13 protein-coding genes and 1 tRNA gene are annotated in these 14,108 nt (G+C 62.5%); 6 read left to right on the top strand and 8 right to left on the bottom strand.

Features of this window, described 5'->3' with window-relative positions; translation table 11 throughout:
* The first annotated feature begins 65 nt into the window (after positions 1–65).
* The gene (cra, locus tag DA373_RS11875; RefSeq protein WP_107852528.1) at positions 66–1,052 is read left to right on the top strand and encodes a catabolite repressor/activator; all 987 of its coding nucleotides are present in this window, start codon (positions 66–68) and stop codon (positions 1,050–1,052) included.
* 4 nt (positions 1,053–1,056) lie between these two features.
* On the opposite strand, the gene DA373_RS11880 is transcribed toward cra, so the two are convergent.
* The 3 genes from DA373_RS11880 to DA373_RS11895 all read right to left on the bottom strand — a co-directional run bounded on the left by DA373_RS11880 (position 1,057) and on the right by DA373_RS11895 (position 2,868).
* Entirely contained in the window at positions 1,057–1,746 is a 690-nt protein-coding gene (locus tag DA373_RS11880) for an SDR family NAD(P)-dependent oxidoreductase (protein WP_107852529.1), read from the bottom strand.
* 311 nt (positions 1,747–2,057) lie between these two features.
* A complete protein-coding gene (locus DA373_RS11890) occupies positions 2,058–2,699 on the bottom strand; it encodes a TIGR01621 family pseudouridine synthase (RefSeq protein WP_107852531.1) in 642 nt (213 codons plus the stop codon).
* A 78-nt stretch (positions 2,700–2,777) separates the two neighbouring features.
* Positions 2,778–2,868, bottom strand: a tRNA-Ser gene (locus tag DA373_RS11895).
* A 196-nt stretch (positions 2,869–3,064) separates the two neighbouring features.
* Between DA373_RS11895 and DA373_RS11900 the strand changes: the two genes are divergently transcribed.
* From DA373_RS11900 to DA373_RS11915, 4 genes are all read left to right on the top strand, one after another.
* The gene (locus DA373_RS11900; protein WP_107852532.1) at positions 3,065–3,724 is read left to right on the top strand and encodes a Bax inhibitor-1/YccA family protein; all 660 of its coding nucleotides are present in this window, start codon (positions 3,065–3,067) and stop codon (positions 3,722–3,724) included.
* A gap of 156 nt (positions 3,725–3,880) precedes the next feature.
* Entirely contained in the window at positions 3,881–5,197 is a 1,317-nt protein-coding gene (locus DA373_RS11905; RefSeq protein WP_107852533.1) for an amidohydrolase, read from the top strand.
* A gap of 87 nt (positions 5,198–5,284) precedes the next feature.
* Complete coding sequence (gene yccS, locus DA373_RS11910; RefSeq protein WP_107852534.1) at positions 5,285–7,408, top strand: YccS family putative transporter; 2,124 nt, start codon at positions 5,285–5,287, stop codon at positions 7,406–7,408.
* 26 nt (positions 7,409–7,434) lie between these two features.
* Positions 7,435–7,764, top strand: coding sequence for a TusE/DsrC/DsvC family sulfur relay protein (locus DA373_RS11915; protein WP_107852535.1), 330 nt, complete (start codon positions 7,435–7,437; stop codon positions 7,762–7,764).
* Positions 7,765–7,792: 28 nt separating this feature from the next.
* On the opposite strand, the gene dedD is transcribed toward DA373_RS11915, so the two are convergent.
* From dedD to DA373_RS11940, 5 genes are all read right to left on the bottom strand, one after another.
* A complete protein-coding gene (gene dedD, locus DA373_RS11920) occupies positions 7,793–8,458 on the bottom strand; it encodes a cell division protein DedD (RefSeq protein WP_107852536.1) in 666 nt (221 codons plus the stop codon).
* 17 nt (positions 8,459–8,475) lie between these two features.
* A complete protein-coding gene (gene folC / locus DA373_RS11925) occupies positions 8,476–9,720 on the bottom strand; it encodes a bifunctional tetrahydrofolate synthase/dihydrofolate synthase (protein ID WP_107852537.1) in 1,245 nt (414 codons plus the stop codon).
* Positions 9,720–10,583, bottom strand: coding sequence for an acetyl-CoA carboxylase, carboxyltransferase subunit beta (gene accD / locus DA373_RS11930; protein ID WP_107852538.1), 864 nt, complete (start codon positions 10,581–10,583; stop codon positions 9,720–9,722). Before accD ends, folC begins: the two co-directional genes overlap by 1 nt.
* A gap of 76 nt (positions 10,584–10,659) precedes the next feature.
* Positions 10,660–11,451: a tRNA pseudouridine(38-40) synthase TruA gene (gene truA / locus DA373_RS11935; protein ID WP_107852539.1), complete on the bottom strand. Its 792-nt coding sequence runs from the start codon at positions 11,449–11,451 to the stop codon at positions 10,660–10,662.
* Between the two features lie 77 nt (positions 11,452–11,528).
* Positions 11,529–12,638 (bottom strand): 4-phosphoerythronate dehydrogenase, encoded by a 1,110-nt coding sequence (locus tag DA373_RS11940; protein WP_107852540.1) that lies wholly within the window; start codon positions 12,636–12,638, stop codon positions 11,529–11,531.
* A 113-nt stretch (positions 12,639–12,751) separates the two neighbouring features.
* Between DA373_RS11940 and DA373_RS11945 the strand changes: the two genes are divergently transcribed.
* Positions 12,752–13,486, top strand: coding sequence for a phosphatase PAP2 family protein (locus tag DA373_RS11945; RefSeq protein ID WP_107852541.1), 735 nt, complete (start codon positions 12,752–12,754; stop codon positions 13,484–13,486).
* Positions 13,487–14,108 lie beyond the last annotated feature (622 nt).

The following is a 14,108-nucleotide window of genomic DNA, read 5'->3' on the forward strand; positions in this document are numbered from 1 at the left end:
AGCTCTCTGTGCCGGCATGCTGCAATGATATGATCCGGTGCACACTTTGAAGATCGGGCCCAAACATGAAACTGGATGAAATTGCCCGCCTAGCCGGGGTATCGCGCACCACCGCCAGCTGCGTGATCAATGGCAAGGCCGCACAATATCGCATCAGCCAGCGTACCCAGGACAAGGTGATGGCGGTGGTCCGGGCCCATAATTATCAGCCCGATGGCCAGGCGGCGGCCCTGCGTGGTGGCCTGTCCCATACCCTGGGGCTGATCGTGCCGGATCTGGCCAACCCAAGCTACAGCGCCCTCGCCCAATTACTGGAGCGGCTGGCCCGGCAGAATGGCTTTCAGGTGCTGATCACCAGCTCAGGCGACTGCCCCGCCACCGAGCGGGAGCTGGCCAGCATGCTGAAGGCAAGGCGAGTGGACGCCATGATGGTGGCCTCCTGCCTGCCAGTGAATGACCATTTTTATATCGCGCTGAATCAGCAGTTGCCGGTAGTGGGGCTGGATCGTCCCCTGCCCCACCGTCTCGCCTCGGTCAGCAGCGAAAATGCCGAGGCCTGCGAACGGCTTGTGCGCACCCTGCTGCCTGCGAAACCCGGGCACATGCTGATGCTGGGCGCCGCCCCGGCGCTTGGCGTCAGCCAGGAGCGGGAACGGGGCTTTGTCACCGCGGCCACCTCGGCCGGCATTCCCTATACCGTGCATTACGCAAAACGCTTTGACCGGCAAAGCGCCTGCACCTTGCTGGAAAGCCTCGAGGACGACTGGCAACAGCCAAAGGCCATTGTGACCACCGCCTTTGTATTGCTGGAAGGGGTCATGGACTTCTTTTATCAGAAAGCAGGCGCCCTGCCCCCGTCACTGAAGCTGGCCACCTTTGGTGATCACCGGTTGCTGGATTTTCTGGGAGCACCGGTAAACACCATGGCGCAGGATCATCATCTGGTGGCGGAAAAGGTGATGTCCCTGACCCTGGACGCGGTGCGGGGAAACTATCGCAGCGGACATTGCACGGTGCCGCGCTTGCTGCACCAGCGTTACCGGCCGCGCTGATCCCTCAGGGCTGAATTTCCTGGCCATCCCAGGCGAAAATGCGCCCCGAGTGTTCGGGCGCAAGGCCATCGATAACGGCCAGCAGGTGTTTTGCCGCCTGCCCGGGAGTCTGCAGCTGCCCTTCTGGCAGGCCGGCGCGAAAAGGGGCCGACAACGCCGTGGCCACGGTGCCCGGATGCAGCCCCGCCACGCAGGCGGCGGGAAAGCGCCTGGCCCACTCCACCCCCAGATTTTTAATGGCCATGTTGAGGGCGGCCTTGCTGATACGGTAGCTGTACCAGCCGCCGCCGCGATTATCGCTGATGCTGCCCACCCGGGCCGACAGCGCCGCCAACAGCAGGGGCTGACGCCGTTCCATGCGCGCCGACAACAGTTTCGCCAGCGCCAGCGTGGGCCAGGTATTGACCCGCATATGCTCCTGCAAGCCAGCTTCGGTAAGCTGCTCGATGCGTTTTTCCGGCTGCCGCTTATCGCTGTGCAGCATGCCCACGGTATTGATGACCCGGTCCGGCAGGGGCAGTTCATCGCAGACGCGGTTCATGGCGTCTTCGTCGGTATTGTCGAGGGCATGCCACTCCACTCCCTCAATGCCCGGGTTGGTACGGCTGAACAGCATGACCTCATCGCCCCGCTCCACGCAGGCCGCCGCCAGCGCCCGGCCAATGCCGCCGCCCCCCATGATCCAGTAGCGCATACACCACCTCCCTTTAGTAACAGTCGCTATTGAGACCATGACAGGGGCAGTTTGGTTGCAGGAAAAACAGGCGGGAAGCGGGAAGCGCAACCGCACTGCTGCTTCGGACAACATCGACGTTGTCTGCATACAGTCAGCGCCAAGCGTTCTGAGGAGGGCAAAGGGTGTCAGCTTCGCCGCGCCCTCTGCGCCATGGATGGCGCAGTGGAGCCTACAGGGAGGTATTCACGGCGTGCCGGAGAAGCTGTGCGCTTTGCCCGACGAGATTGCACGGTACAGCAAACGATAATATTTGTGACCAAGAGACAGGCTTAAAGCTTGTCTGCCCACTGGGCAAGGGGAGCGTACCAGTGCGCAAACAGCTCACCTTCGGTGGCGGGGGCCGTGACCTCAATGCGCTCGCCCTGCCAGTCAAAGGCCAGCCGCCAGGCGTGCAGATACCCCCGATCGGCATGGGTTCCGCCGTAACGGGCATCCCCCAGTATGGGGCAGCCCAGGCTTTTCAGCGCCACGCGAAGCTGATGGGTTCGGCCGGTGTGGGGCTGCAGTAAAAAGCCTCTCAGCCCGGGTGCCAGCGAGGTACTGAAAAAACGGGTCACGGCCGGGTTGCTGTCGCTTCGGGTCAGTTTCCAGCTGCCGTTACGGGCCTTTTCCATGCCCCCTTTCACCCAGCCCTGCTTTTTACCGGGTTTGCGATCGGTCAGCGCCAGATAACGCTTGGTGGTGGTGCGCTCGGCAAACTGACCGCTGAGCAGGCGGTTGGCCACGGGGTTGCGCGCCAGCAGCAGCGCCCCCGTGGTCATTTTGTCGAGCCGGTGCACCGGATAGAGCGGCTGGCCCAGTTGTTCGCTGAGCAGTCGCACCAGGCCCGGCTCATCGCCCTCCTGGTGCATGCCGATGCCGGCGGGCTTGTTGATCACGCAAAAATCGGCATGGTCGAGCAAAATGTTCATGGCAAACTCCGGCAGGCTGAGGCAGACAGTCAAAAGCAAAAAGCCCGCTGCACATAATGCAGCGGGCTTTTTGGTGTCTGGCGGAGGAGGTGGGATTTGAACCCACGGTGGGCTATAAACCCACGCCGGTTTTCAAGACCGGTGCATTCAACCACTCTGCCACCCCTCCTGACGGGCGCCAATATTACTGGCCCTCAAAAACCTTGTAAACCGTTATATGTGTTATCCTGCTCAAGTGCGCAATAAACCGCCATCCGCTTTTCACATTCGGGAAACAGAAGACTCGACAACCGGGTCATATTATGTCCAGAATAGAGTAAATTCATTCGAGTCATTTTGAGTCAGATACCCAAGGAGTCTGGATCATGCGTTATAACAACACCCTTTCACGTACTCAGAGCGGTGCGCTGGAAACCAACAAGGTACTGCGCAATACCTATATGCTGCTGGGCATGACCCTGGTGGTCGCCGCCCTGTCTGCCGGGGTGAGCGCCATGCTGAACCTGCCCCATCCGGGCCTGATTATTACTCTGGTGGGCTTTTACGGCCTGATGTTCCTGACCGAGCGCAACCGCAACAGCGGTCTGGGCCTGCTGTTCATCTTTGCCTTTACCGCCTTTACCGGCTACACCATAGGCCCCATTCTCAATTACTACCTGAGCACCAGCTCCGGCACCGAGACCGTGATGCTGGCCCTGGGTGGCACCGCCCTCACCTTCCTGGCGCTGTCCGCCTATGTGCTGACCACCAAGAAGGACATGTCTTTCCTGGGCGGCATGATGATGGCCGGCTTTGTGGTGATCCTGGTGGGCTTTGTGGCCAATATCTTCCTGGCCCTGCCGGCCCTGAGCCTGGCCCTGAGCGCCCTGTTTATTCTGTTCTCTTCCGGCGCCATTCTGATGCAGACCAGCGCCATCATTCACGGCGGCGAGCAGAACTACATCTCCGCCACCGTGACCCTGTATGTGTCCATCTTCAATATCTTCCTGAGCCTGCTGCAACTGCTGGGCATGAGCCGCGACTGATCGTTTCAGGCTCACCGCAACCCCTTTCAAAGGCGCCGTCAGGCGCCTTTTCCTTTTCAGCTCCTCCCCTTGCCAGCCTGCCGGACATTCTGATGATGCTGATCCATATTCCCGGTATCATGGTGCGGGTCCAGACAGTCATTTAAGGAACTCATCATGAAAGCTATCCCATCCTTCAAGCGCGCCGCACTGGCGCTGGCCCTGAGCGGTGTGCTTGCCCTGCCTGTTCCGGGCATGGCGGCAAGCCATGACGCCCTGCCCGACGACGTTCAGCAACGCATAGAGCAGCTCACGCCTCAGGTGGTGTCCTGGCGACGGGATATTCACCAGCACCCGGAGCTGAGCAACCGGGAATTCCGTACCGCCGGCCTGGTGGCGGATCACCTCAGGGCCCTCGGCATGGAAGTACGCACCGACATCGCCCATACCGGCGTGGTGGGCGTGCTCAAGGGGGAAAAACCGGGCCCTGTGGTGGCGCTGCGCGCCGACATGGACGCCCTGCCGGTGACCGAAGACACCGGACTGTCCTATGCCTCCACCGTGCGCACCCAGTTCAACGGTGAAGAGGTGGGTGTAGCCCATGCCTGTGGCCACGATATGCACGTGGCCATACTGATGGGCACCGCCCAGGTGCTGGCGGACATGAAGGAGAAGCTGGCCGGCACCGTGATCTTCGTATTCCAGCCTGCCGAGGAAGGCGCACCCGCCGGCGAGGAAGGCGGCGCCGAGCTGATGCTGAAGGAAGGGCTCTTTGCCGATCTCAAGCCGGACGCCATGTTCGGCATGCACGTGATGACCTCTCCCCTGGGCGAGATCTCGGTGCGCACCCGGGGGCAGCTGGCGTCTTCCGATCAGTTCAACATCACCATCAAGGGCAAGCAGACCCATGGCGGCATGCCCTGGAACGGCATCGATCCCATTGTGACCGCCAGCCAGGTGGTAATGGGACTGCAGACCATACCGGCCCGTCAACTGGATGTGACTCAAACGCCCTCGGTGATTTCCGTCGGCTCCATTCACGGCGGCGTACGCAGCAACATAGTGCCCGACCAGGTGGAAATGGAAGGCACTATCCGCACCTTTGACAATGCCACCCGCCAGGAGATCCATGAACGCCTGGAGCGTACGGCGGTCAGCATTGCCGAAAGTGCCGGGGCCACCGCCGAGGTGACCATCAACAAAGGCTATCCGGCCACCATCAACGACCCCGAGCTGACCAGGGCCATGACCCCCACGCTGCAGCGGCTGGCCGGCGACCAGTTCCGCGAAGCCAGTCGCAGCATGGCCTCCGAGGACTTTGCCTTTTTCGCCGGCGAGGTGCCCAGCATGTATATCTTCCTGGGCACCCGCCCCGAAGGGCAACCCCTGGCCTACCCCAACCATTCACCGAAATTCAATCCGGATGAAGGGGTATTGCCCATCGGCGTCAGCGCCATGACCGCCCTGGTGCTGGACTATACCCGCCAGCCATAACCGGGCAGCCTGATCCGGCATAATGGTTTCTCGCAGGGCTGGCCGTCGAGTATCATCAACGCCAGCCTTTTTTTGCCGAGACTCACCATGTCCTCTGTCAGCCAGTGGCTGAGACGCCGTTTTACCGACAGCCATTTTTTCTTTGCCCTCAAGGTACTGCTGGCCATGGCCAGCCTGCTGCTGGCGGGCTGGTGGCTGGAGCAGGTGCCGGCGGCGGTGACCCTCTGTCTGGGGGCCATGGCCGGCGCCCTGAGCGAAACCGATCAGCGCCCCGGCCGGCGGCTGGGGCAGCTGCTGCTGGGTTTGCTGTGCTTTTTTGCCGCCATTACCGGCGTTACCGCCCTGATCGATACCCCCTGGCTGTTCGGCCCCGTGCTGGTGCTGACCACCTTTGCACTGATCCTGGCCGGCGCCTGGGGGCAGGCTGCCGGCAAGCTCGGCTTTGGCACCCTGCTGGTGTCTCTCTACGCCATGCAGGGCCATGCCGACAGCCCCGGCTTCTGGTATCAGCCGCTGCTGCTCACCGCCGGCGCCGCCTGGTACGGGCTGTTATCCTGGCTGGTGCTGCTGGCCTGGCCCTACAAGCCGGTGCACGAGCAGCTGGCTCAGTGTTATTTTGCCCTGTCCCGCTATCTGCTGGCCAAATCCCGTTTTTTCGACAGCCCCGATGAGCTGCATCAGGGATTGCGCCATCAGCTGGCCCAGCTCAACATTCAGCTGGTCAACAGCCTGGAGCTGAGCAAGCAAATCCTTAACCGGCGCCTGCATGGTGACGAGCGGGATCCGGAGCTGGCCCGGCTGCTGGAGCTGCATTTGCTGGTGCAGGGCATGCACGAGCGGGCCGCCTCCAGCCATTATTCCTATCAGCAGCTTAATCAGGCACTGGATCAGGCCCATGTGCTGGCGGGCTACCAGATCCTGCTGGCGGAGCTGGGCGAGGCCTGTTACCGGCTGGGCCTGGCCATTCTGACTCACCGCCCCTACCAGCCCGGCAAGCGCATCGCCTGGGAGTTGTCGGCACTGAAGGATCAGCTCGACTACAGCCACCTGCGCCGCCACTATTCTGCCGAGCTGATGAGTCCGCTCCGGTTTCTGACCCGCAACATGGAGCACGTACACCAGGCTTTGCTCAAGGCCGAGCGGCTGACCGCCCGGGATGGCAGCGAAACAGCGCTGTCCGGGGCCGAACTGGCCCGGCCGGCCCCCCGGTCCTTTGGTGAACGGCTGCGCGCCCTGCTCAATCCCAATGCCATTCTGTTTCGTCATGGCGTGCGCCTGAGCATCTGTTTTGCCCTGGGTTACGCGCTGATTACGGCGCTGGATCTGGAGCGGGGTTACTGGATTCTGCTGACCATATTATTTGTATGTCAACCCAGTTTCAGCGCCACCCGCCAGCGCCTGACCGAACGGACGCTGGGCACCCTGGCCGGCATTGCCGCCGGCGTGCCCCTGTTGTGGCTGTTTCCGACGGTGGAGAGCCAGCTGGTCATTTTGCTGGTGTGCGCCTTTGTGTTTTTTACTCAGGTACGGGTTCATTACAGCTGGGCGGTGTGCTTTATCACTCTGTTTGTGCTGCTGGCCTTTAACCTGCAGGGGGCCGGGCGGGATCCGGTGCTGCTGCCGCGCCTGCTCGATACCCTGGCCGGCTGCGCGCTGGCCTTTGTGGCTGTCTGGTTTATCTGGCCCGACTGGCAGCGCCGTCACCTGCCCCGGCTGCTGGCCGATGCCATGGAGGCCAACGCCGGCTATCTCCGCGCCATCAGCCGTCAGGCCGCCGGCGCACCACCGGAAAACCTGGCCTACCGCATTGCCCGCAAGCAGGCTCACCTGGCCGACAATCAGCTGGCTCAGGCCTGGCAGAATATTCGGGTAGAGCCGGTCTCGAAACACTGGCTGAACCTGTGTTTTGAAATCGCCTATCGCAACCACACCCTGTTGTCTTACCTGTCGGCCCTGGGGGTGCACCGCCAGGGGCTGCCCGACCACTTTGTCGATGAGCCGAATCAGCGCCTGTGCACCGCCGCCGACGCCCTGCGCCGCGGCGTGCCCCTGCCGGCGCAACCACCGCTGCCGGCCATGGTGAATAACAGCGAAGACGAATGGCAGATCCTCACTCACCAGCTGCACAACAGCATGGCGCTGCTGGTCAACGATCTCTATCAGCTGGCGGGCGGCGTACGTGAAGATGCACAAGCCGCGGTGCTTGAGTAAAATGGGCGGCAAAGTGAGGAGACAGCATGTTTGAATTTGAAGGCCGCCCGGTCGATACCGACGCCCAGGGCTATCTGAAACACCATCAGGACTGGCAGCCGGCCATGGCGGAAATACTGGCCGAGCAGGAAGGCATCACCCTGACCCCGGAGCACTGGGAGGTGATTCAGTTTGTGCGCAGCTTTTACCTGAAATACAACACCTCGCCGGCGATACGGGCGCTGGTGAAGGCCATGGCCAGGGAGCTGGGCGAAGACAAGGGCAACAGCCGTTACCTGTACCGGCTGTTTCCCAAGGGACCAGCCAAGCAGGCCACCAAGCTGGCGGGATTGCCCAAACCAGTGAAGTGTATTTAAAAAAATTCCGGCGCGAGGCCGGAATTTTTTATTGGGCCATCACTCGGCCCTTGAGGCCGGTGAGGCGCTCCAGCGCCGGCAACTGCTGTTGCAGCCGGGCCCTGGCATCCGGACCCACCCAGACCCGGTTCAGCTCACCCTGACGCGGCACCGAGGGCGAGGTCTGCACGCGATAGCCCGCCGCCTGCAGCTTTCTCACCAGCGCATTGACGTTGTCGGCATTGCGAAAGGCCCCCAGCTGCACAACATGGTCAGCCCCGGCAGCGGGAGCCACCGGCTTGATCTGTGGCGCCACCGGCTTGATCACCGGGGCCGGCTGCGGCCTGGGCTCGACCGGCTTGACCACCGGAGCCGGCTGCGGCTTGGGCGCTGACGGTTTTACCTCGGCGGCAGGCTGGGGCCTGGGTGCCGGCACACTGGCCACCTGCGGCTCGGGTTTGGGTGGCACAGGGGGCGCTTCCCTTGCTTCTTCCAGGGTCCAGGTTTCTGCCTTTGCCGGAGCAGCGGCGGCAGACACCTCGGGCGCAGCCGGAACCGCCGGTCTGGGGGGATCCAGCTCGGGCCGCAGGGGAATGCTTACCGCCTGCTCCGGCATGGGCGGCTGTTTGCCATCCAGCAGGTCGGGCAGAAAAATCACCCCCAGCGCCACCAGGATGACGGTGCCTACCAGACGATGCTGAAACCGGGTTGCCATTTTCAGTCCTTTCCTTGTTATTCAGCGTGCCAGGCCAGGGCCTCGGCCACGGTGAAAAAGGAGCCAAACACGATCACTCTGTCCCCTTCGGTGCAGGCGGCACGGGCAACCGGCAAGGCCTCGGTGACCGAACCAAAGTGCCGGTTGCAGTCCAGCAGACCGGCCAGCACGCTGCCCTCGGCCCCTCTGGGGCCGCCCAGACTGGCCGGATACCAGTGATCCACCAGCGGCAGCAGGGGCGCCAGGGTGGCGGCAATGTCCTTGTCCTTGAGCATGCCCACCACGGCGTGAATGGCGCCCTGGCCGGCATTGGCCTGCAGTCGTGACGCCAGATACGCCGCCGACTCCGGATTGTGAGCCACGTCCACCCACAGGTTTGGCGCCAGCTGCTGCAGCCGGCCGGCAAGCTTCGCCTCGCGCAGGCCGGTGGCAATGGCATCGGCAGAGAGAGCAAAGGGCGAGGCCGCCAGGGTGGCCAGGGCGGTGGCCGCGTTCATCAGCGGCAGACCGGGCACCGGCAGACCGGCAAGCGCAAGCCCCGCTCCTTCAAAGGACCAGGTATCACCCTGCTGCTGCCAGTGAAAGTCCTTGCCGCTGAAGGCCACCGGCGTGCCCAGCCTGCCGGCCTGGGCCGCGATGCTGGCGGGCGGCTCGGGATCGCCGCACACCGCCGGTTTGCCGGGGCGCAGTATGCCCGCCTTTTCAAAGCCGATGGCTTCACGATCGGAGCCCAGCCAGTCGGTGTGATCCAGGGCAATGGTGGTGATCACCGCCTGATCCGAGTCCACCACATTGGTGGCGTCGAGCCGGCCGCCCAGGCCCACTTCCAGCAGCACCACATCCGGGTGTGCGTCCCGGAACAGCCAGAGGGCCGCCAGAGTGCCAAACTCGAAATAGGTAAGCGCAATGTCGCCCCGGGCCGCTTCCACCGCCGCAAAGGCGTCGCAGAAGGCCTGCTCGGCGGGAAAGTCGCCGTTGATGCGCACCCGCTCCCGGTAGTCGAGCAGATGGGGTGAGGAATACACGCCCACGCTGTGACCGCCGGCGCGCAGCATGGCCTCCAGCAGGGCACAGGTGGTGCCCTTGCCGTTGGTGCCGCCCACTGTGATGACGTAAGACGGCAGGCTCAGCAGCCCAAGCTTGCCGGCCACTCGCTGCATGCGTTCCAGGCCCAGCTCGATATGGGCGATATTCAGGCCTTCCAGCATGGTCAGCCAGTCGGCCAGCGACCGGCTCTGTGTCTGGGCTGCGGGGTTTTGCATCAGACTTCCAGCGGCTCCTGGTTCATCAGCTTGCCGAGCAGGCCGGCCAGCCGGTCGCGCATTTCGCGGCGGTCAATGATCATGTCGATGGCGCCGTGCTCCAGCAGGAACTCGCTACGCTGAAAACCTTCGGGCAGTTTTTCCCGCACGGTCTGCTCGATAACCCGAGGGCCGGCAAAGCCGATCAGCGCCTTGGGCTCGCCCACGTTGACGTCGCCCAGCATGGCCAGACTGGCGGACACGCCCCCCATGGTGGGGTCGGTCAGCACGGAGATATAGGGCAGGCCGGCCGCGGACAGGCGGTTCAGGGCCGCACTGGTCTTGGCCATCTGCATCAGGGAGAACAGGGCTTCCTGCATGCGGGCACCGCCGGAGGCGGAGAAACACACCAGAGCACGGTTTTCTTCCAGACAGGCTTCTACGGCCTTGACGAAACGGGCACCCACCACGGACGCCATGGAGCCGCCCATAAAGGAGAATTCAAAAGAGCAGGCCACCACCGGCAGGCCGCGCAGGGTGCCTTTCATCACCACCATGGCGTCTTTTTCGTTGCTGTTTTTCTGGGCCGCGCCGATGCGATCCTTGTAGCGCTTGGAGTCCTTGAATTTGAGGATATCCTGAGGCTCCAGCTCGGCACCCAGCTCCTCACGGCCGTCCTGATCCAGGAACTTGTCGAGGCGGTTGCGGGCGCTGATTCGCATGTGATGGTCGCACTTGGGGCAGACTTCCAGGTTGCGCTCAAGCTCGGCACGATACAGTACCTGCTCGCAGTTGGTGCACTTGGTCCAGACTCCTTCCGGAATGTTGTGACGGCGAACGCCGATGTTCTTGTTCTTGGGGAGAATTTTCTCAAGCCAGCTCATGGAAATCCTTAATCATTGTTCGTGGTTGTCACGCAGCGGTCATTAAATCACATATCCGGCTGCGGGTTGATAAAAATTACAGTCGGTCCGGCAGCCACAGCGGACCGGGAATGGTCGAGGGCAATGCAAATTCCTCGGGGTAATCGACCCCCACCAGGTAGAGACCGCCGGCCTTGGCGGTGACCCCGGCCAGGTTGCGATCCCGGCCTTCCAGCACTTCCTGCACCCAGGCGCCGTCGGCCTCGCCCATGCCCACTTTCAGCAGGGTGCCGGTGATGTTGCGCACCATGTGGTGCAGAAAGGCATTGGCCTTGATGTCGAGCACAATATAGTGGCCAAAGCGCTGCACGTTAAGGTGCATGATATTGCGGAACGGGCTTTTCGACTGGCACTGCACCGCGCGAAAGGCGCTGAAGTCCCGCTCGCCCAGCAGGCACTGGCCGGCGTCATGCATTTTGTCGGCGTCGATATGACCGGCATAGTGGCTCACGCCGGGGCCGTGAATGGCCGGGCGCATATTGTGATTGAAAATAATATAGCGATAGCGGCGGGCGCTGGCGCTGAAACGGGCATGAAACTCGTCGGGCACCGCTTTTACCCAGCGCACCGCGATATCCGGCGGCAGGTTGGCGTTCATGCCCAGGGTCCAGGCGCCGTCGGGGCGGCTGGCATGGGTATCGAAATGCACCACCTGACCGGTGCCGTGCACGCCGGCGTCGGTACGGCCGGCGCACTGCACCTCCACCGGGTGATCGGCGATTTTTGAAAGGGCTTTTTCCACCTCTTCCTGGACACTGGGGACTTCCCGCTGCCGTTGCCAGCCGTAATAGCGGCTGCCGTCATACTCTATGCCTAGGGCAATGCGCATATTCAGTTCCAAGATTAAAAAGGAGGGCAATTATACCCGTTGCCACGGCAAAATGAAGAACCGGCCCGCGGCAAGGCTCAGGCTCTGAACCCAAGGGCGGCACCCTGCTTTCCGGCCCCCTGCCACTGCAGTGAGCCCAGCTCCCGCCGTTCGTGGTATTCCTTGCGCAACCGGTCGAAAAAGCCCGGTTCCCCCGAGGCCAGCCCCCGGCGAAAACGCCGGTCGTCCAGTTCGATGTCATAGATCAGCCGCACCAGACGTTCCAGCAGGAGCTGGTCGGGCATGCCGGTCAGGCTTACCGCCGGCACCGCCGGTGGAGGCAGCAAGTCGCTCAGACTGCGGGTTTGGGTACGACCGGCATGGGCACACAGGGCCCGGTACAGGGCAAAGGTGCCCCTGGCCTTGCCCTCCAGACTGTAGCCGGCAATATGCGGCGTGGCGATCAGCACATGGGGCACCAGCCCGGCCAGCACATCGGGCTCGTGCTCCCAGACATCCATCACCAGAGTCAGCGGTTTATCCCCCTGCTGACGCGCCAGCAGAGCCCGGTTGTCCCACACATCCCCCCGGCAGGCGTTGATCAGCACCTGCTGCTCACCGAGCCGGCCGATGCGTTCCCGGTTAAGCAAATGATGAGTGGCATGGGGGCCCTGATGGGTGATGGGCACATGAAAACTGATGATATCGGCGGTCAATGCCTGGTCAATATCGACCAGGCCCGGTGTACCGGCCTCGCCCAGGGGAGGATCGCAACGCAGCACCCGCATGCCCAGGCCTTCGGCCCGGCTGGCCACTTCACTGCCGGTATTGCCGGCCCCGATCACCGCCAGGGTCTTGTTCGACAGCGGCCAGCCCCCGTCATTGGCCACCCGCAGCAAGGCCGCCAGCACATAGTCGCCCACGGCAATCTTGTTGCAACCCGGCGCACTGGCAAAGGCAATGCCCCGCCGGGCCAGCAGCTCAGTGTCGATATGGTCACAGCCGATGGTGGCGGTGCCCACAAAACCCAGCCGGTCGGCCTCACTCAGCAAGGTTTCATTTACCCGGGTGATGGAGCGCACCAGCAGCACGTCCACACCCCGCAGCTGTGCCGGGCGCAACTGCCGCCCCGGACAGGTCTCCACCTCGGCCCAGTCTTCAAACAACTCGCGCACAAAGGGCATGTTTTCATCGGCCAGCACTTTCATCGCTATCTCCTTGTTATCACGGCGGCCATTGTACCCTGTCACGAGAACGGCTTCACTGCCCCCCTTCGCGGCTTTCTGCTAGACTGCCGGCCCTGCTGTTGCCGAGACCTGTCATGACCCTGCGTTTGTTGCTGTTTGTATCCTTGCTGCTGATCCTGCCCGTGGCGCTGGCGAGCCTGGCCTTGCACTGGCAGTGGTTCCCGTTGCTGGATCTGGACGAGCCGCCGGCCCTGCTGGCCTACGGCCTGACCCTGACGGTGGGCAAACCGGGCATTGGCATTACCCTGCTGCTACTGAGCATACTTACCCTGCACCGCTGGCGCCGTCGCCCCGCCCTGCTGCTGGCTTTCTTTTTCTGTCTGTTTGCCGCGCTGGGCGGGGCCTTTGTTACCAAAACCGTGGCCAAGGCCTATTTCAAGGAGCCCAGACCTTATGTGCTGTGGCTGGTGCAGCAGGGCAGGCTGGCGGACAGCGGCAGTTTTTATGCCAGCCCCGAAGCGGCACGGGAACAACAACTGGCCCAAAGCCTGGTGAATGTCAGCGACGCCCAGATCCCCGGCTGGCTCAAGCACCACTGGCAGGAAGAGGTCAATTACTCCTTTCCGTCCGGCCATTCCATTGCGGCCATGACCATTGCCGGCTTTTTCTGTCTGATGCTGGGCTATCGCCGCCAGTCCCGCTGGATACTCGTTACCCTGGCAGCCTGGGCGGTGGCGGTGTGTTATTCGCGACTGCTGCTGGGGCTGCACTGGCCGGCGGACATTCTGGCCAGCAGTATGCTGGGGCTGTTGTTTGGCGGCGCCGGTGCCTGGGGATTTGTGGTGCTGGACCGGCGGCTGGCCTATTGACTCATATATGCGAAGCATCAGTGCGGTTGCACTCCGCCGACACGCTTCGAGCACCTCCATGTGTCGCTCGAAAATGCCATCCATGGCATTTTATGGTCGGCTACGGCAATCCCCACTGTTGCTTCGGGCAACATCGGCGTTGTCTGCATGTTGCCAGTCAGCGCCGCGCGTGCCTAGGAGGGCAAAGGGTACCTGCTTCGCCGTGCCCTTTGCGCCAGGGCCGAAAATTGCTCCTGCATTTTCGGCATTCCCGCCATCCATGGCGGTCAGATGCGCAACGGAGCCTACATGGGGCGAGTGTACTCGCCGTGACGAAATGTTTCAGCCCGATCAAGCATTAAGTATGTTCGCAGCGGGTTGAAACATTGAGTGGCATATCATCACGGCGTGCCGGCGAAGTAGTGCGCTTTGACCGACGATATTGCAAGGCTCTGCAAACGATGGTGCTCGGCTTATGGCTGATCGCTTAGAGCTTACAGCTCCCGAAAGGGTCATATCGAGTAGGGTGAGGCGTTACCGCCTCATCCCTCTCACAGAACCGTACGTACGGACCTCGTATACGGCTCATGCCTACTTTTATTCAGCCTGTGGGCTGAACACATACCCTGTCCTGACCTCTTCA

The sequence above is a fragment of the Oceanimonas marisflavi genome (assembly GCF_003049725.1).
GTDB lineage: Bacteria > Pseudomonadota > Gammaproteobacteria > Enterobacterales > Aeromonadaceae > Oceanimonas > Oceanimonas marisflavi.